Source organism: Rhodanobacter sp. C01, assembly GCF_002001045.1.
Taxonomy (GTDB): Bacteria; Pseudomonadota; Gammaproteobacteria; order Xanthomonadales; family Rhodanobacteraceae; genus Rhodanobacter.
In genome coordinates, this window is record NZ_MUNR01000012.1 from 1 (window position 1) to 17,784 (window position 17,784).

Annotated in this window: 18 protein-coding genes; 10 read left to right on the top strand and 8 right to left on the bottom strand. The window is 62.1% G+C overall.

What is annotated here, in order from left to right; translation table 11 throughout:
• On the top strand, positions 1-339 hold a 339-nt coding region (locus B0E50_RS11610; protein ID WP_139350852.1), incomplete at its 5' end, for a DUF4199 domain-containing protein.
• 63 nt (positions 340-402) lie between these two features.
• Here the strand turns inward: B0E50_RS11610 and bhcC are convergent.
• On the bottom strand, positions 403-1,566 hold the full coding sequence (bhcC, locus tag B0E50_RS11615; RefSeq protein WP_077441958.1) for a 3-hydroxy-D-aspartate aldolase BhcC: 1,164 nt from the start codon (positions 1,564-1,566) through the stop codon (positions 403-405).
• A gap of 234 nt (positions 1,567-1,800) precedes the next feature.
• Between bhcC and B0E50_RS11620 the strand changes: the two genes are divergently transcribed.
• Complete coding sequence (locus tag B0E50_RS11620) at positions 1,801-2,766, top strand: alpha/beta hydrolase (RefSeq protein WP_077441388.1); 966 nt, start codon at positions 1,801-1,803, stop codon at positions 2,764-2,766.
• A 114-nt stretch (positions 2,767-2,880) separates the two neighbouring features.
• Here B0E50_RS11620 and B0E50_RS11625 read toward each other — a convergent pair whose 3' ends face one another.
• Positions 2,881-3,735 (bottom strand): LysR substrate-binding domain-containing protein, encoded by an 855-nt coding sequence (locus B0E50_RS11625; protein WP_077441389.1) that lies wholly within the window; start codon positions 3,733-3,735, stop codon positions 2,881-2,883.
• A gap of 108 nt (positions 3,736-3,843) precedes the next feature.
• On the opposite strand from B0E50_RS11625, the gene B0E50_RS11630 reads away from it, so the two are divergent.
• The 8 genes from B0E50_RS11630 (at position 3,844) to B0E50_RS11660 (ending at position 12,519) form a co-directional block, all read left to right on the top strand.
• The gene (locus B0E50_RS11630) at positions 3,844-4,410 is read left to right on the top strand and encodes a lipocalin-like domain-containing protein (protein ID WP_168170864.1); all 567 of its coding nucleotides are present in this window, start codon (positions 3,844-3,846) and stop codon (positions 4,408-4,410) included.
• Positions 4,411-4,457: 47 nt separating this feature from the next.
• Entirely contained in the window at positions 4,458-5,234 is a 777-nt protein-coding gene (locus tag B0E50_RS11635) for a class I SAM-dependent methyltransferase (protein ID WP_077441391.1), read from the top strand.
• Positions 5,235-5,483: 249 nt separating this feature from the next.
• Positions 5,484-6,611: an efflux RND transporter periplasmic adaptor subunit gene (locus B0E50_RS11640; protein ID WP_139350853.1), complete on the top strand. Its 1,128-nt coding sequence runs from the start codon at positions 5,484-5,486 to the stop codon at positions 6,609-6,611.
• A 10-nt stretch (positions 6,612-6,621) separates the two neighbouring features.
• Positions 6,622-9,735 carry an efflux RND transporter permease subunit gene (locus tag B0E50_RS11645; protein ID WP_077441392.1) on the top strand — a complete coding sequence of 1,038 codons (3,114 nt, stop codon included), beginning with the start codon at positions 6,622-6,624 and terminating at the stop codon, positions 9,733-9,735.
• Between the two features lie 169 nt (positions 9,736-9,904).
• Complete coding sequence (locus tag B0E50_RS11650) at positions 9,905-10,537, top strand: TetR/AcrR family transcriptional regulator (RefSeq protein ID WP_254427262.1); 633 nt, start codon at positions 9,905-9,907, stop codon at positions 10,535-10,537.
• Between the two features lie 151 nt (positions 10,538-10,688).
• Positions 10,689-10,850: an SDR family NAD(P)-dependent oxidoreductase gene (locus tag B0E50_RS18420; RefSeq protein WP_254427263.1), complete on the top strand. Its 162-nt coding sequence runs from the start codon at positions 10,689-10,691 to the stop codon at positions 10,848-10,850.
• Positions 10,847-11,521 carry an oxidoreductase gene (locus tag B0E50_RS11655; RefSeq protein ID WP_254427264.1) on the top strand — a complete coding sequence of 225 codons (675 nt, stop codon included), beginning with the start codon at positions 10,847-10,849 and terminating at the stop codon, positions 11,519-11,521. The genes B0E50_RS18420 and B0E50_RS11655 overlap by 4 nt, the downstream gene beginning before the upstream one ends.
• Positions 11,518-12,519 (top strand): NADP-dependent oxidoreductase, encoded by a 1,002-nt coding sequence (locus B0E50_RS11660; protein WP_077441394.1) that lies wholly within the window; start codon positions 11,518-11,520, stop codon positions 12,517-12,519. The genes B0E50_RS11655 and B0E50_RS11660 overlap by 4 nt, the downstream gene beginning before the upstream one ends.
• A gap of 158 nt (positions 12,520-12,677) precedes the next feature.
• Here B0E50_RS11660 and B0E50_RS11665 read toward each other — a convergent pair whose 3' ends face one another.
• From B0E50_RS11665 to B0E50_RS11690, 6 genes are all read right to left on the bottom strand, one after another.
• Complete coding sequence (locus B0E50_RS11665; protein WP_217343281.1) at positions 12,678-13,079, bottom strand: VOC family protein; 402 nt, start codon at positions 13,077-13,079, stop codon at positions 12,678-12,680.
• A gap of 159 nt (positions 13,080-13,238) precedes the next feature.
• Positions 13,239-13,859 (bottom strand): TetR/AcrR family transcriptional regulator, encoded by a 621-nt coding sequence (locus B0E50_RS11670; RefSeq protein WP_077441395.1) that lies wholly within the window; start codon positions 13,857-13,859, stop codon positions 13,239-13,241.
• A 111-nt stretch (positions 13,860-13,970) separates the two neighbouring features.
• Positions 13,971-15,023: an aldehyde reductase gene (locus B0E50_RS11675; protein ID WP_077441961.1), complete on the bottom strand. Its 1,053-nt coding sequence runs from the start codon at positions 15,021-15,023 to the stop codon at positions 13,971-13,973.
• A 162-nt stretch (positions 15,024-15,185) separates the two neighbouring features.
• On the bottom strand, positions 15,186-15,683 hold the full coding sequence (locus B0E50_RS11680) for an OmpA family protein (RefSeq protein WP_077441396.1): 498 nt from the start codon (positions 15,681-15,683) through the stop codon (positions 15,186-15,188).
• A 29-nt stretch (positions 15,684-15,712) separates the two neighbouring features.
• On the bottom strand, positions 15,713-16,996 hold the full coding sequence (locus tag B0E50_RS11685) for a diguanylate cyclase (protein ID WP_077441397.1): 1,284 nt from the start codon (positions 16,994-16,996) through the stop codon (positions 15,713-15,715).
• Positions 16,993-17,454 (bottom strand): YfiR family protein, encoded by a 462-nt coding sequence (locus B0E50_RS11690; RefSeq protein ID WP_139350854.1) that lies wholly within the window; start codon positions 17,452-17,454, stop codon positions 16,993-16,995. The genes B0E50_RS11685 and B0E50_RS11690 overlap by 4 nt, the downstream gene beginning before the upstream one ends.
• Between the last annotated feature and the right edge of the window lie 330 nt (positions 17,455-17,784).

Here is a 17,784-nt window from a genome sequence, read left to right on the forward strand (position 1 = left end):
ATCGGGTTCTGGCCGGCGCTCGGGGTCGGGCTGGGGGTCAGCTTCATCGCCGGGATCTTCTACGTGGTCGCGTGGGAAGCAGTGCAGGCGATGACGCACATGGATTTCGCCACCTCCTATGCGAACGCGATCATCGCCAGCGAGAAGGCGAAGGGCGCGAGCGCCGAGGCGCTGGCGAAGCTGACCGCCGACATGGAGGCCTTCAAGGTCCAGTACGCGAACCCGATGTACCGCCTGCCGATGACCTTCGCGGAAATCTTCCCGGTCGGCGTGCTGGTGTCGCTGGTCTCGGCGGGACTGCTGCGTAACAGCCGGTTTTTGCCCGCGCGGCGGGGCTGAAGGTTTCGAAGGCTGCACCGGGGCTCTACCGGCCCGACGCTGCCTTCCCTGCCGCGACGCGCGTCAATAGCTCTTGCCACGTGCCGACACCGGCCAGACCACCTCGACCTTGCCGTTGCGCACGCCGACGTACCAGTCGTGCAGGTTGCAGGTCGGGTCGCAATGTCCGGGAACGAGCTTCAGCTTTTCGTTGATGCGCAGCACGCCGTGCTTGTCCTCGATCACGCCGTGTTCGTCCGAGGCGTTGATGTATGCCACATCGTCGCGACCGTGGATGACGGGCAGGCCGCTGTCGAGCGACTGCACCTTTAGGCCCGCGTCGCAGACCGCCTGGCCGGGTATCGCGCGGCTCATCACCGAAGTAAGGATGAACAGCGCATTCTCCCATTCGCCATGGTCGATGCGCTGGCCGTCCTTGTCCCGGATGCGCCCGTAGTCGGCATCCATGAAGGCGTAGCTTCCGCATTGCAATTCGTTGTAGATGCCCGAGTTCGACTCGAAGTAATAGGAGCCGGTGCCACCACCCGAGACGAGTTCGGGTGGAAGCCCAGCTGCTTGCAGACCTTCGACGATGGGCTTCACCAGGGCGATGGCGGTGTCGAGCTTGGCCTTGCGGTCCGCGTAGTTTTCCAGATGTTGCATGGCGCCCTGATAGGCCTGGATGCCGGCGAATTTCAGGGCCGGTGCGTCGTCGATGGCCTTGGCAATCGCCACCGCTTCGCCGGTCGTGGCCACGCCGCAGCGGCCCGCGCCGCAGTCGATCTCGACGAGGCACTCGATGGTTGTGCCATGTTTTTGTGCGGTGGCCGAAAGCTCGGCCACGTTCGCCATGTCATCGACGCAGACGGTGATCCGCGAGCCGTAGCGCGGCAGGCGGGCGAGTCGGTCGATCTTGCCTGGGTCGCGCACCTGGTTCGACACGAGGATGTCGCTGATGCCGCCACGCGCAAAGGCCTCGGCTTCGGAAACCTTCTGGCAGCAGACACCGACCGCAGCGCCGAGGCGTTCCTGCAGCTTCTGCACATCGACCGACTTGTGCATCTTGCCGTGGCTGCGAAGGCGCATGCCGTGCGCTTTCGCGTAGTTGCCCATCTTGATGATGTTGCGCTCCAGCGCATCGAGGTCGAGGATCAGGCAGGGCGTCTGGATATCCGCCTCGTCCATGCCCGGCAGGGCGGGGATGTCATAGCCGATTTCGCAGTCGGCGAAATCCTTCGTTGCGTTCACAGGAATCTCCGCAGTTCTCAAGTGGCTTGTCGGAATCGTCATGGCTTCGGCGATGATGACATTGACCCGCTTGCCGGGGGGGCTGTCGTCGTCCCGTGCAGCAGGCTTGCCCGAAGAAATCCATGGAAGCGGCTGCGACGGGCCCGACGGGACGTGCAGCATCGGGAAGATGGGCGGACCTGATTCCCTGCCTTGACCGCACAACTTTGACGAGCGCCAAAACGGAGGAGCGTCATGAAGTTCTGGACCATTGCACTATGCCTGCTGGCTGCATGCGGAAGCACGCATGCTACGACGGCGGTTTGGCAGCCCTCGGCCGGGCATAAGCAAATACCTTTATGGCCACACACGCCACCGGATGCCACGTCTATGCCGGGGGCGGAGTACGCCTTGAGCAATCCGAAATCGCTGATCGGTGGCAAGCCCGTGGTGACGGTGGACAATGTGTCGCAGCCAACGATGACGATCTATGCCCCGACGGGGAAGAACACCGGGGCTGCGGTCGTTGTGTTTCCGGGCGGCGGCTTCCATTTTTTGGCAATGGATCTTGAGGGTACTGACGTCTGCGACTGGCTTACGTCGAAGGGCATCACCTGTGTGTTGTTGAAGTATCGCGTCCCGAGTGTGCCTTATGTCTGGCAGTGCGATTGCCGTCCGCACAATTACCAGATATCGGTACCTTCGTTGCAGGACGCCGAGAGAGCGATGAGGCTGGTGCGACATCACGCGGCAGAATGGCAGATCGATCCGCACAAGGTTGGCGTGCTCGGGTTTTCAGCGGGTGGTTATCTGGTGGCGGAGATCAGCACGAACTTCAAGCGGCGCCTCTATGCACCCATTGACGCCGCTGACAAGGAAAGTGCCCGCCCGGATTTCGCGATGCCCATCTATCCAGGGCATCTTGCGATGGATGATGGCAAGTTGAATCCCAATGTCCCGGTCTCTCGCGACACGCCACCTACGTTTCTGGTGCAGGCAGAAGACGACAACGTGGACGGCGTCCAGCAATCCCTGGTTTATTTCGCAGCGCTGAAGAAGGCCGGCGTGCCGACGGAAATGCACCTGTATGCACACGGCGGCCATGCGTTCGGGCTGAGACCAACGTCGAATCCGATCACGCACTGGCCAGCCCTGGCCGAGACATGGATGAGTACGATTGGGATGATTCCCGCTGCGAATCCAAGGGGCGGAGGCAATTGAATGCCCTGGCTTGCCTCGGTTCCGCTTGGCCGCTGCCTTCACCCGGCCGGTTTCTTCTTCAGAGCCCATGGCTGCCATGGGCTCTCGACGGTGGTGATACCCGATCAAAATTGTCTAGGCTTTGGCGAACCCCTTGAATGCGGCACCCAAGGCGCGCAACGCGTTGCGCGAGCGAGCATCGTTCAGTACGGAATACAGCACGACTTCCTGGGTCGGCAGAACGGGCAGCGCCAACGCCTTGCCTATGTCGACGGTCCCGGGTGGCGCGCTGCGGCGAGCCATGACGGCGATGGCAATACCGGCTGCCGCGGCGGCACCCACGACGGCCGCACCCTTGCCGACGAATACTTCGGTCCAGGCGATGCCGGCCTGGTTGAGTGCGTGTACGGCGTCCGATCGTATGCTGCAGGTCTCGCCCTGGGTGGATAACGGTAGAGGCTGGCCCGTGCGCGGCTGCCAGTCCGCGGCGGCGATCCAGGCGAACCTCTCGCTGAACAACTTCTCGCCGTTTCGTTGCCGGCTTACCGGCTGCAGCACCAGGGCTGCATCCAGTTTGCCTTCCTCATAGGCCTGTACCACGTCGCGCGAGCCGGCCACACGCAGTTCGATCAGCAAGTGCGGATCATGTTCGTTCATGTGGCGCAGCAGGGCAGGCAGCTCACTGCCGACGATCTGGTGGCTAATGCCGATCACCAGCCGACGCTGCTCCATGCTGAACGAGGCAACGGCGCGGTCATGGGCTCCCATCAGCTCGCGTGCCGAAGCGAGAAAAGCGGCGCCCTCGGCGGATAGGCGCACCTGTCGTGGCGTGCGCTCCAGCAGGCGTCGGCCGAGTTGGGTCTCCAGCCGACGCAGTTTCAGGCTGATCGCTGATTGGGTGCTGTCCAGTGCTTCCGCGGCACGGGTGAAGCTTTGCAGATCGGCGGTCAACACAAACGCTTTCACGGCATCGAGATCGAGTGCTTTCATTGAATTAGCCATGTCAATTTGCAATGACTGAAATATCTTAAGATACGATGTATCAATAGATGATAGCGAACTATGCTGCGCCCATCACAAGAGTGCAGGGCAATTTTCATGGGCCGTTTTCCGTATGTTTTTTTACTCAGCGTACTGACCTTGTTGCACGGTTCGCCTTGTGCACTGGCGACCAGCTCGGCATACGAGCTGGCCGTTCGGCGTGCCGACGCGGCGGCGGATGCCACCTCGAGCGAGGTTCCCGCATCGCTGGTCGGCGCCTGGACGCTGGTGCGGGTCGACAACGTCTATCCGGACGGCCATCGCGTGGCGCTGTATGGCCCGCATCCGGAGGGCCTATGGATTATCGATGCCCATGGGCGCTACATGATGCAGATGGTCCGTGCGACGCGCACGGGCTTTGCCGCCAACGACAAATCCAAGGGCACGGCCGAGGAGTATCGAGCCGCGGCGCTGGACAGCAATGCGCACTATGGCCAGATACGGGCGGACGACACCACCCTGCATACACATATCGAGCACGCCTCGTTTCCCAACTGGGATGGCAAAAGCGGCGGGTCCGCTTACACGCTAAAAGATGACGAGCTGACATACACGGTGGCCAAGCCATCCAGCGGCGCGGCTGAGGGCGCTCACGGCGAAGTGGAATGGCGCCGCCTGCCATGAAGCCGCAAGGCAATTCTCACCCATCAACTTTCGGAGTGCCCGACATCATGAAAAAACACCTGCTCGGTTTTGTCCTGTTCGGCGCGATGGCCCTGGCGCATGCGGGCACCATGCCTCCAGTCTATGTGTCCACCGCCGTGGCAGACAGCGCCCGGCCGGCCGCGGATACGCAGCGCGATGCCACGCGCAAACCCGCCGAGTTGGTTGCCTTTGCCGGCATCAAGCCTGGCGACAGGGTGGCCGATGTCATGCCGGGCAGCGGCTATTTCACGCGCATCTTCAGCAAGGTGGTCGGGGCGCAAGGTCATGTCTACGCCATCGTGCCGGAGAGCATCGCGAAAGCCAGACCCCAGGCACTGGATCCCATCAAGGCGATAGCTGCCGATGCGGCGTATCGCAATACGACTCTGGAGGTGCAACCGTATGACCGTCTCGGCGCGCCTTCGTCGCTCGACGTGGTATGGACGTCGCAGAACTACCACGATGTCTACGGAGCGGTCAGCGTGTTCGCCGTCAGCGGCATCAGCGGGCCTGACGAAGCGGCCAAGCTCGACGCCGCGGCCTTCGAGGCCTTGAAGCCCGGCGGCGTTTACATGGTCGTGGATCATGCGGCCAAACCGGGTTCGGGCGGACAGGACGCCCATACGCTGCACCGGATCGATCCCGCCACGGTCATCGCGCAGGTACAGGCGGCTGGCTTTGTGCTGGAGGCGCGCAGCGATCTGCTGAGCAATCCGCAGGATGCCCATGACAAAGTCATCTTCGCGCCGGAGATCAAGGGGCGCACGGACAAGTTTGTCCTCAAATTCCGCAAGCCTGGCTGATTCGCATCGGTCGTTCGAAGGCAGCACATGCCTACGGACTCGGAGCATGCGGATGCGCCGCTGGAAAGATCTTTCCCGAGCGGCGGGGACTGATCGGCGTCGGTAGTCAGCACGAGTCGTGCACTGGCGATCCCGATCACTCCGGCATTTCTGGCAGCCGATGATCTGCGACTCCTGGCCATCGCCTGATCCGGATACAGGCCGACCGCTCATCCCGATAGCGATCCACAAGTTCGAAAGAGTGTCGACATGATTGTGCCGTGGAAGAAGCTATGGATCCTTGCCCTGGTTCTGGGCGTGTTCGCCGCAGCGATGTACTTCACGCGTGAACATCAAGCGCCAGATGAGGCCGGCCACACGGCGGTAGAGACTGCTGTTCCGGTGACGAGCGCATTGGCGACGCGCGGTGATATCGACCTGTCGCTGAACGTGGTGGCCCGTACGGAAGCGTGGTCGACCGTGACCATGCAGGCACGCAGCTCGGGACAGCTCGAATCGCTGGGTTTCGCGCCTGGCACCAAGGTGAAGAAGGGCGGGCTGCTGGCGCAGCTCGATCCGCTGCCGTTCAAGGCGCAACTCGATCAGGCGCGTGGCAATGCCGACAGTGCCCGCGCGCAATGGGACAAGGCGCAGGCTGACCTGAAGCGTTATAGCCAGGTGCTGGCCAAGGGCTACATATCGCGCGCCAGTTTCGACACGTACCAGACCAACGTGGAAGTGGCACGCGCCAACCTGCAGACCAGCGAGGCCGCGCAGGAGATTGCACAACTCCAGCTGGGCTATACGCGCATCACCGCCCCCTTCGATGGCGTCACCGGATTGCCTCTCGTCTGGCCCGGTGCGCAGGTGACGGCCAACAGCACCGACATCGTGGTGCTCAACCAGATCGAACCGATCCGCATCAGTTTCAGCATCCCCGAGGCCAGTTTGGCCGCCGTGCGCGACGCGCAGTCGCGCGGCCCGGTGGCCGTGCAGGCCAGACTGCCCGGTGATAACCGCGCGCTGTTGCACGGCACGCTGGAATTCGTCGACAACACGGTCGACGTCAACACCAGCACGATCGTGCTCAAGGGCCGCTTCGAGAACACCGACGGCAGGCTTACACCGGGCCAATTCATGCAGGTGAGCCTGCCGACTGTGCATCTGCTGAGTGTCGTGAGCATGCCGGCCCAGGCGCTGCAAAGTTCGGACAAGGGCAACTTCGTATTCGTGATTGGTGCCGACGGCAAGGCGCATCAGCGTTTCGTCGGCATCGGACCGACGACTTCCGGCCGGATCGTGATCGAGCACGGGCTGGAGGCTGGCGAGCGGGTGGTGACGGACGGCCAGCTGTTGCTGAGTGACGGCAGTGCGGTGCGCATGGCTGCCAGCACATGAGCCCGCAGCGATGAATCTGCCCGCGCTGTGCATTCGCCGGCCGGTCATGACGACGCTGTTGATGCTGGCGTTGCTGGTATTCGGTATCTCGGCGTATCCGAAGCTGGCGGTGAACGAGCTGCCGAATGTCGACTATCCCACCATTCGCGTCTTCGCCAGTCTGCCAGGCGCCTCACCGGAAGTGATGGCCTCGGCGGTGGCGGCGCCACTGGAGGCGCAGCTGTCCACCATCCCCGGCGTCGATGCGATGAATTCGTCGAGCTCGCCGGGTGGGACCAGCATCGTTTTGAGTTTTGCGCTGGGCCGCAATATCGACGCGGCGGCGCAGGACGTGCAATCGGCCATTACCGCCGCGCAACGCCAGTTGCCCCCTGACATGCCCACGCCGCCGATCCTGCGCAAGGTCAACCCGGCAGACGCACCGGTGCTGCTGCTGGCGATGACGGCACCCACGTTGCCGGTATCGCAGTTGGACGAGTACGCGGAAACGCAACTCGCCCAGCGCCTGTCCACGATCGACGGTGTGGCTCAGGTGTATGCCTATGGCGCGGCCAAATATGCCGTGCGAATCAGCATCGACCCGGACCGGTTGGCGGTTGCCGGCATCGGCATCGATCAGGTGCAGAAGGCGGTCGCAGATGCCAACGTCAATCAGGCGACCGGCACGCTGTACGGCCCCAGTCAGCAATTCCAGGTGCGCAACCAGGGCCAACTGCTGCGCGCGGCTCCCTACAACGACATCGTTCTGGCATGGCGCAATGGTGCGCCCGTGCGGCTTGGCGATGTCGGGTCGGCCTATGACAGCGTGCAGAACGACCAGCTCGCCAGCTGGTACAAACACGACCGCTCGGTATTGCTGGCGATCCAGCGTCAGCCTGGTGCAAACACGGTGGCACTGATCGAGCGCATCAAGGCGGTTCTTCCCGGCTTCATCGCGGGCCTGCCGCCCTCGGTGAAGCTCAACGTGCTGTACGACCGCTCGCAGTCGATCCGTGCCTCGGTCGCGGACGTGCAGTTCACCCTGCTGACGGCCGGCGTGCTGGTGGTGCTGGTGGTGTATCTGTTCCTTGGCAATCTTTCCGCCACGCTGATTCCGGCAGTGGCACTGCCGCTTTCGGTGGTGGGCACATTCGGTGCGATGTATCTGCTGGACTACAGTCTGGACAACCTGTCGTTGCTGGCGCTCACGCTGGCGGTTGGCTTCGTGGTGGATGATGCGATCGTGATGCTGGAAAACATCATGCGTCACGTGGAAGCCGGACTCGATCCCCTCGAGGCCTCGCTCAAGGGCGCAGGCGAAATCGGCTTCACTATTCTCTCCATGACGCTGTCGCTGATCGCGGTGTTTATCCCGGTGATCTTCATGGGCGGCATCGTCGGGCGTCTGTTCCACGAATTCGTGGTGACTCTCAGTGTGGCGATTCTTATCTCCGGATTTGTCTCGATCACGCTGACCCCGATGCTGTGCAGCCGTTTCGTCAAGCGGCCCGGGCACGACCGAAAGAGTTGGCTGATTGCCGCCTTCAACCGCGGTTTCGAGGCCACCCAGCGCGGCTATAAGCGCAGCCTGCGCTGGTGCATGGCTCATTCAAGGGTAGTGCTGGGCGTGTTCGCGCTCAGTCTGCTCGCGACGGCCTTCCTGTTTTCCACCGTGCCCAGGGACTTCATTCCCGCGGGCGACAGCGGCCGCTTGCAAGTCATTACCGAAGGTCCGCAAGACGTTTCCTACGGTGGCATGGTGGCGCGGCAGCAACAGCTGGCGGAGATCGTCGCGCAGGATCCCAATATCGAGGCGTGGATGTCTTCCATCGAAGCAGGAGGATCGACCATCAACGACGGCGAGATGCTGCTTAAACTGAAACCCGAGAATCAGCGCAGCTTGCGTGTAGACCAGATCGCGCAGGAGCTGCGAAAGAAGTTTGCCAACGTGATCGGCATGCGCGCCTACGTGCAGAATCCGCCGCTGATCCAGATCGGTGGCCTCCGCTCCAAGGCCCAGTACCAGTTCACCTTGCAGTCGGTGGATCCGAATGCGCTATACGACTGGTCCGGCAAGGTAACTCAAGCTTTTGCGGCGCTGCCAGGCTTCCAGGATGTGACCAATGACCTCAGCCTCAACAGCCCGTCCATTATCGTCGAGGTGGATCGCAGCAAACTGGGCCCGCTGGGCCTGAGCATGGCCCAGGTGCAAACGGCGCTGGGCGCATCGTTCAGCCAGAACCAGCTTTCCACCATCTATGGCACGGCAACCCAGTACTGGGTGGTGATGGAAGTCCAGCGCAACCTGCAAACCGATCCGACGGTGCTATCGAAGCTCTACGTCACCTCCAGCACCGGCAAGTTGATCCCGCTGGATACCGTGGCCAGCTTCGTGCGCAAGCCGCAGGTGATGACCGTGAATCACCGAGGTCAATTGCCTGCGGTGACTGTTTCATTCGGGCTCGCGCCCGGCGTCAGCCTGGGTGAGGCACTGGCGAGCATTCACGACGCGCTGGCACGAATCAACATGCCGGCAAGCATCAGCGCCAATCTTCAGGGTACCGCGCAAGCCTTTCAAACCTCGATGCAAGGGATCGGCATGTTGCTGTTGCTGGCCGTTTTCGCGATCTATCTGGTTCTGGGCATCTTGTACGAAAGTTTCATCCATCCACTGACCATCCTCTCCGGACTTCCTGCGGCGGCGGTCGGGGCTTTGCTCACCCTGCAGATATGCCATTACCCGCTGGATCTGTTCGGCTTCGTCGGCATCGTGATGTTGATCGGCATCGTGAAAAAGAACGCAATCATGATGATCGACTTCGCCCTCTCAAGGCAGCGCGATGATGGCATGCCGCCGACCGCGGCGATTTTCGAGGCCTGTGGCGTGCGGTTCCGGCCGATCATGATGACTACCATGGCCGCGCTGGCTGGTGCGCTTCCAATCGCCCTGGGTGTGGGTGCCGGCTCGGAGGTGCGTCGTCCGCTTGGCGTGGCTGTGGTCGGAGGATTGCTCGTCTCACAGCTGCTCACCTTGTATCTCACGCCGGTGATCTACCTGCAGCTCGATCGCCTGCAGTCGCGTTTCTTCAACGGTGCGGGCGCCACAACTGGCTACCGGGGCCACGCTGTTCAAAATCAGGAATGAGGAACGGCGCCATGCCTTTGGGCTGAAGCTGACGTCGAATCCCGTCTGACGGGTCACGTAGCGCGGCGAGGCGCGCCAGCCAGTTTGGCGGTTGCCCAAACCGGCGTGTCGAAAGCTCGGACCGATCGGAAGCGGTGTCGAGACAGTCAAGGCGAAGAGTTGCCCGGCCATGGGTTGCCGTTTTGCTTTTCCCGCAAAACTAAAATATGATAAGCATCATATGAAAAAAGCTGCCGCCCGATCCAGGGAAGCCACGCACGAACGCATCGTCGATGCCGCCGCTCGTGCCATTCGTCGCAGTGGTTATGACGGCACCAGCGTCGCCGACCTCATGAAGGAGGCCGGCCTGACGCATGGCGGGTTCTATGCTCACTTCGCTTCGCGCGAGGCGATGCTTGCCGAGGCAGCGGATCGTGCCGGCGCGGAGGCAGTCGCGACATCGGCGCGCATAGCCGCTTCCGCGCTGCCGGAGCGAGCGCTACAGTCGTTGTTGCGCGCTTATTTGTCGAAGGAACACGTCAAAAGCCCGGAAATGGGCTGCCCAGTGGCTGCCCTGGGTTCGGAGATGCCACGTCAGGCGCCCGAGGTGCGGCGAGCCGCCACGCGCCGCATAAAGGAAATGATCGATGTCGTGGCCCGTCAGTCGCCCGACTGGGGACAGCCCGGCGCGCATGAGCACGCGTTGGTCACTGCAGCCACGATGGTTGGCGCCTTGGTCATGGCACGTGCTGTCGACGACCCCAAGCTTTCCGATGCGCTGCTGAAGGCAGCCTTGAAACACCTCGTCCCTGCCAGTGCCTGAGCGCGTCGGTGTCGGCGCTTTCACTTGAAATTGAATATGATGATCATCATATAAAGTTCGCAAAACGAACGACACCGCCGCCCAGATCCAGCAGCATCGGTATCGCCATCACCGCAACTGACTCCGCGATCACTCACTGAAAGGCATTCCCATGAAACCCAGAAAATCCGTCGCGCTCGTCACGGGAGCGCCCTCAGGCATCGGAAAGGCTACGGCTGAGCGACTCACTACCGCGGGCTACACGGTGTATGGCACCAGCAGACGCGGAGCACAGGCGAGCCAGCAACGCTTTGCGATGTTGTCCCTGACGTGATCTGTGACGATTCGGTCGAAGCTGCAGTCAGGGAAGTGATTCGACGGGAAGGCCGCATCGACCTGCTGGTGAACAACGCCGGTTTCGGCGTGGCTCCGGCCGGTGCGGAAGAAAGCTCGATCGGGCAGGCGCAGGCGATCTTCGATACCAACTTCATGGGCATCGTCCGGATGACGCGCGCCGTCGTCCCGCATATGCGACAGCAGGGTAGCGGTCGCATCATCAACATCGGCTCCGTGCTTGGTTTCCTGCCGATGCCGTACATGGCGCTCTATTCCGCCACCAAACATGCGGTCGCGGGCTATTCGGAAGCGCTCGACCATGAGCTGCGCACGCTGGGCATCCGCGTCTCTGTCGTCGAGCCTGCGTACATCAATACACCGTTCGATGCGAACCTGATGAAACCCGACGCTCCCCTCGACGTGTACCGCGAGATTCGCGCGGGTGTGGAGAAACGGGTGAAAGAAGTGCTCGTCGGCGCAGACGGACCTGAAGTCGTCGCCGAGATGGTGCTGAAGGCGGCCATGGCTGACCGTCCGAAGCTGCGCTATGCCCCGGGGCTGGCGAGCCGCATGCGGTGGCTGCGCAGATTTGCACCTGTCTGCGTGCTGGATGCGGGGGTTAGAAAAGACCTTCGTCTCGATACATTTGCAAGAGAGAAAACGTCATGAAGGCCTTCATCATTGATCGATACGGCAAGAAGGATCCGATGCGGCTTGGCGACATGCCGAAGCCCGAGCTTCGCGACGACGATGTGTTGATCGAGGTTCACGCCGCAGGTTTGAACCTGCTGGACTCCAAGATCAAAAGCGGCGAGTTCAAGCTGATCCTGCCTTACCGCATGCCGCTTGTGCTGGGCCATGACGTGGCCGGCGTCGTGATTAAAGTGGGACCGCGGGTTCGGCAATTCAAAGTGGGCGACGAAGTCTATTCGCGAGTGCCTGATCACCGCATCGGTACATTTGCGCAGTTCATTGCCGTGAATGAAAACGATGTCGCGCCCAAGCCCAGGAACCTCACCATGGAAGAAGCGGCATCGATCCCGCTGGTCGGCTTGACGGCCTGGCAGGCTCTGGTTGAACGAGCGCACCTGAAGAAGGGGCAGAAGATATTCATCCAGGCGGGGTCCGGTGGCGTCGGCACCTTCGCCATTCAATTGGCCAAGTATCTCGGGGCCACGGTAGCCACCACCACGAGCAGCGCGAATACCGACCTGGTGAAGAGCCTCGGCGCGGACTTCGTCATCGACTACAGGAAAGACGATGTCGAGAGAGTGCTGCAGAGCCACGATGTGGTCCTGCATAGCCAGGATGCGGCAGCGCTTGAGAAATCCTTGCGCGTGCTGAAACCTGGCGGAACCCTCATCTCGATTTCCGGCCCTCCTGATCCCGCATTCGCAAAGGAAATCAAAGCGCCGTGGTTTGTACGCCTCATCGTCCGCCTGCTGAGTTCCGGCGTCAGGAAAAAGGCGAGCCGTCGTGATTTGAAATATTTGTTTCTCTTCATGCAGGCCAACGGATACCAGTTACGCGAGATCACCCAACTGATCGAAGCAGGGGCCATCCGCCCAGTGATCGATCGGGTCTTTCCATTCGAGTCGACCAACGAGGCCTTGGCTTACGTCGAAACAGGCCGCGCGAAGGGCAAGGTCGTCGTCAAGATCAAGTGAGCCTCAAAACAGGGTCAGGCCGAGGTGGTACGAGACCTCAGAACCTGCCCCTTTTTTTGCTGCTTTCTGGAAGTGCAGATCGGCGGCGTCATGTACATCGACAGCATTGATGCCGAGCTGCGGGAAGCCAGTAACGAGAGCGTCTTGCGTGCCACGTCTCAGTTGAACGTGTCGCGATATTCCGGTGCTGCGTCGGCGCGGGTGTTCAGCTCGAACATCACTCCGCCGGGCGCGTGGCAGAAGAAGCGCGAGCCGCGTTCGTGGTCGATGACGTCCGTTTCCATCGGCACGCCATCCGCCACCATCCGTGCGTGGAGTGATTCAACCTCGGCACGTGACGGCAGTTCGAAGCCGACATGGAAGGTACTCGGCCAATGCGGCGCCTGCGCTTCGACGTCCTCGATGACCACGTCGAAACCGGGGCGTTTCAGTATCCAGTGTCCCTGGGCTGGCGCGATGGTGAAGCCGAGGTAGGTTTCGAAGAATGCCGCCGTGCGCGCCGGCTCGTGCGAAGGGAAGCTGAGATGGTTGAGTTTCATGGGGAAAATCGCGTTCGACATGGGGACTCCGGGAGTAGGTGGATCGGGCGATCCGGGAGACGTCATGATCCCTCCCGTTCCAGTGGCCGCCTACTCGCATGCGCTGCTTCGCGCTTGCCGGCGTCGTTGCCAGCCCTTCGGGCCCGCGGCCTTTCAGTTCGCTGTTCCGTTGCTCACATTTCAACGCCCGTCGGCACCGGGCAACGCGCCGAGATAGCCAAGGATCGCGCCCAATACGCGTCGTTCCAGTCGCTGCGCGTCGGATTCGCCGCGCGCGCCGGCGGAATCCACCAGCAGGCGCACCAGCGCGGCAACGTCGTCGATGGCAATTTCGCGTTCCGGTTGCGGAGGAAGGTCGGCATGGTCGAGTGCAGCGCGCAGCAGTCCGCGGAAGTCGCTGGCGCTTTCCACTTCCTGCTGCACTTCAGGTCGCGCTTCCTCGATATCGATCAGTCGTGCCAGCTCCGGTCGCTCGAACTGATGACGGACGGCTGCGCTGACCAGGTGCGCCAGCGCAGCGTGACCGTCGGGCGCGTCCCTCGCTGCCGCGGCGTCTTCGCCGAAGCGGGCCTTCTCGCGGCGCATCAACGCGACCAGCAACGCATCCTTGCCGGGAAAATACTGGTATAGCGAACCGATGCTCACGCCCGCCCGTTCGGCGACAAGGTTGGTGTTGAAGGCGCCGATGCCCTGAGCTTCGAGGATCTGTGCCGCCGCCTCCAGTATCCATGCGTAAGTCTCGACCGCGCGCGGTTGCACGGGTTTCTTGCGCGGGCGCAGCGATGACGGTGAGCGGCTCATGCCTGCCGGATTCTAGGGAAAAACAGCATCGGGTTCACTCCTGGGCAGATTCCGTTGTCCACTGCGACACGCAGTCAAGTGCGGATACGTTCATACCCGTTGCCAGCTCCGTCAGTTGCCCTTCGAACCAGCCAAACCTCCCTTCAAGAGCCCGAGCCGCAACAGGCTTTCGGCGGTGGCGACGATGGCTTCCTCGCTCGAACGCGGTGTCCAGCCGAGCACGCGCTGGGCTTTTTCGCTGGTGGCGTTCTTCGGCTTGCCGAGTTCGGGGAGAATCTGTTTGACCGCCGGGTCGCGCAGTGCCGCGAGGCGCACCAGCCAGTTTGGCAATTGCCGGGTCGGTACCCGTTTGGCCGATGCGCCCATGCGGTTCTTCAAGATCATGGCGATGTCGCGGATCGAGAGGAAATCCCCAGCGACGGCGAGGAATCGCTCGCCCTTGGCGGCGGGATCGGTCATGGCGCGGATGTGCAGATCGGCGACGTCGCGCACGTCGACGGCACCGAAGTTGAGCTGCGGGCAGCCGGGCATGGCGCCGTCCATCAGCCGCTGCACCAGCAGGATCGAGGTCGAGTAGTCCGGTCCCAGCACCGGGCCGAACACGCCTACCGGATTGACCACGGAAAGTTCGAGGGCGCCACCTTCGCGGGCGATGAAATCCCAGGCCGCGCGCTCGGCCAGGGTTTTCGATTTCGCGTAGGGCTGCACGTCGTTGCCGGCAGGATCCGTCCAGTTGCTTTCGTTGAACGGTGCCTGCTGTGCTTTCTGCCCATAGCCGATCGCAGCGAACGAGGAAGTCAGCACCACGCGCTTGACCCCGGCATCGCGTGCGGCACGCAAGACCCTCAGCGCGCCTTCGCGCGCCGGCACGATCAACTCGTCCTCGTGTTTGGGAAGCGTGGCAGGAAACGGCGACGCGATGTGCAGCACGTAATCGCAGCCGGCGACGGCTTGCGGCCAGCCGGCGTCGCTCTCCAGATCGGCAACCACAAATGACAGGCGGTCGCCCGGATCGGTGCTACCTGCCTTCAGCATCGCGCGCACGTCGCCTTCGCGCTTCAAGCTGCGCACTGTGGTGCGAACCTGGTGGCCCGCAGTTAGCAGTTGCAGGATCGCGTGGCTGCCGATGAAGCCGGATCCGCCAGTTACCAGAACGGTGCTCATGGTCATTCCCGCTCGAAAGGAAGAGAGGCCATTAAGCTACCTCAATTACCTGTATTCCTTCGCTGTTGGCTTTTCATCCATCTTCAAAAAGCCCAGGCCCAGCAGGCATTCTGCAGAGGCGGCGGTCGCCGATGACGAGTCATGGCTGATTCCAGCATGCCGTCACGGGCTGCTGATGATGATCGCCACGCGACGATTCTGCGCGCGCCCCTCGGACGTGCGGTTGCTTGTCACCGGGTTGTTTTCTCCAAAGCCCTGGATGTCCAGGTCCTGCAGTCGCATGCCGGTGGCTACCAGGCCGTCCGCCACCGCCTGGGCGCGCTGGCGTGAAAGCTTGAGGTTGTAGTCGGGTTGACCGGTGTTGTCGGTAAAGCCGTCGAGCTGCGCATGCTTGATACCTACACCAAGCAAGCCGTGACCGATGCGCTCGATGATTTTCCGTCCGTCCGGGCTCAGTTCGGCCGCATTGATGCCGAACAGTACCTTTTCGCTCCCGTCGAACTCCCATCCCGCCGGCGTTTCGTAAAACCCCTGGTGTCGCAGCTCGGCAATCTGAGCCGCTGTGAAGCGGCCGCTTGCCGGTGGTCGCGTCGGGGCGTTCTGGCAAGCTGCCAGGAAGTACAACAGGGCCAGCAGAATGGAAGCGCGAAATAATTTCATCAGGTGCACTGTCTTGTATGGCGGAATGTTCAAGAGTGGGTTGTCTCGTCGAGAGCCGGGGTGCGGACAGCAAGGGCCATCTGCCAATCGCCGCCAAGCTGGTGCTTGGCGTGGTACATCGCTGCGTCGGCGGCCTGCATCAGCGTTTCGGCATCGTCGGCATGGTCGGGCAGTACGGCTATGCCGATGCTTATGGACACCGGGATCTGCTGGCCGTCGGCCAGCGTAAAAGGAGCCTGCATGCCGACGAGCATGCGCCGGGCTATATCGACGGCATCGTCGACGCTGCGCAGCGATACCAGCAGCACGGCGAATTCGTCGCCACCGAGGCGGGCGGCCATGTCGCCTTCGCGCAGTTGCGCGCGGATGCGCGATGCCACGCCGACCAGTGCGGCATCGCCTGCGGCGTGTCCGAAACTGTCGTTGATCACCTTGAACCTGTCCAGATCGATGAACAGCAAGGCGACATGCTCGCTGGGGGCGGCATTTTCGGTCACCTGGCGCAGGTAAGTGTCGAACAAGGTGCGCTTGGGCAAGGTGGTCAGGTCGTCGCGTGTCGCCTGATGGGTCAGCTCCGCGTTTTCGCGTTGCATGCCGCGCTCCCACGCCTCCAGTTCGTCCAACAGCCCGTTGAAATCGTTGCCCAGTTCGTTCAGTTCGATGATCCGCGTGTGCGGCACGCGTCGCTCGAAAGCTCGTTCCCGGCGTATCGCGTGCGTCACCTGGGCCAGCCCACGCAACGGATGGATGATTTCGCGCAGCATTTTGCGCGAAAGGTAGAGGGCACCAAGTGCACTGACCAGGAGACAGAGCAGTATCCAGAACAGCCCGTTCAACAGGAATTCGCTCAGGCGCCCGCCGTAGCCGACCACGCGCAGTTCGCCGACGCGAACGTGGTCGTGCATGATCGGCAGGACGATCGGCGCCGGCAGCAGCCAGCGGGTGCTCCGCACGGCGAGCGATTGCAGTGGTGTTTCCTGCCGGTCACGGTGCCAGACGGTCATGGGTTCGCCCCGGCTGTCGCTGACGACAACTTCGGCGATCTCGTTTTGTTCGTCGCCAGCCTGCCGCGCCACAGCCTGTGAGGCAGCGACAGGGTCGTGGAAAACCACGGCGGCTTCGACGGTATAGCCCATCGAACGAGCGATCATGTGCAGGCTGTAGTCGGCTGAGCTGCGCAACGCCAGCATGGCAAGCACGGTCAGCGAGATGCCGACAACGCTCACCGAGAACAGCGACACGCCCAGATACGTGCGTCTCAGGACGGTGCGCAGATTGCGTCGCGCTGTGCCGGTTTCGCGTCGCTGCATCATGGCTTTGGTCCCGTTCCGGGATGGGACAGCAGGAGTACGTGAGGGTCCACCCGCACGCCGCTGCGTGCGACAGAATCCAGATTGGTCTTGAAGCGAACGGTGTCCGCATCCTCCACATACAGGCAGAACATGCTACCCGCCGCGCAGACAGCATCCGCATCGCTGATGCTGAGCACGGGGTGCCCGGACAGTTGCTCGAATATCTTCAGGCGCTGCGCGTCCGTGACTGCACCGAGATAGACCACGTTGCAATCGCGGCCGAGGCGGGGATCATCGATATCCATCTGTCGCGCGATGATCTTCAATCCCTCGGACGCCAGTGCTCCATTCAAGAGATCACCGGCATACAACGGCTTGGCCAACACGCACAGCTGCAGCTGCTGAAGGCTGATCGGCCATTGCGTATAGCTGATGATCCCGAGCACAACTTCGGTAACGGCGTGGGCTCGACGGGCCATGAGCGGGGGAGGAGTCGCTACGGCCTGCGCAAATGCAGCGCCAGTGCAGCTCAGCCAGAGCAGGAGCATGCCGAGCAGGCTGACCTCCCAGTGATGCCATCTACCGAAGTATCGGGCAGTCGCAATGTGCGATGGCATCCTCATGAAAGCCCATTAAAGTGTGATCCACACCTCATTTTAGCAAAATATTCGGTCTTGTCGGGCTTTACAGGTCGCAGGAACGGGAGCGCGAGGACGGGTCGAAGCGTTCGACAGCTTGGATCGACCGCGATGCACGTCACCAGGTCCCCGGGTTTCATCCACGATGACGAAGCATTCCCAGGGATGATC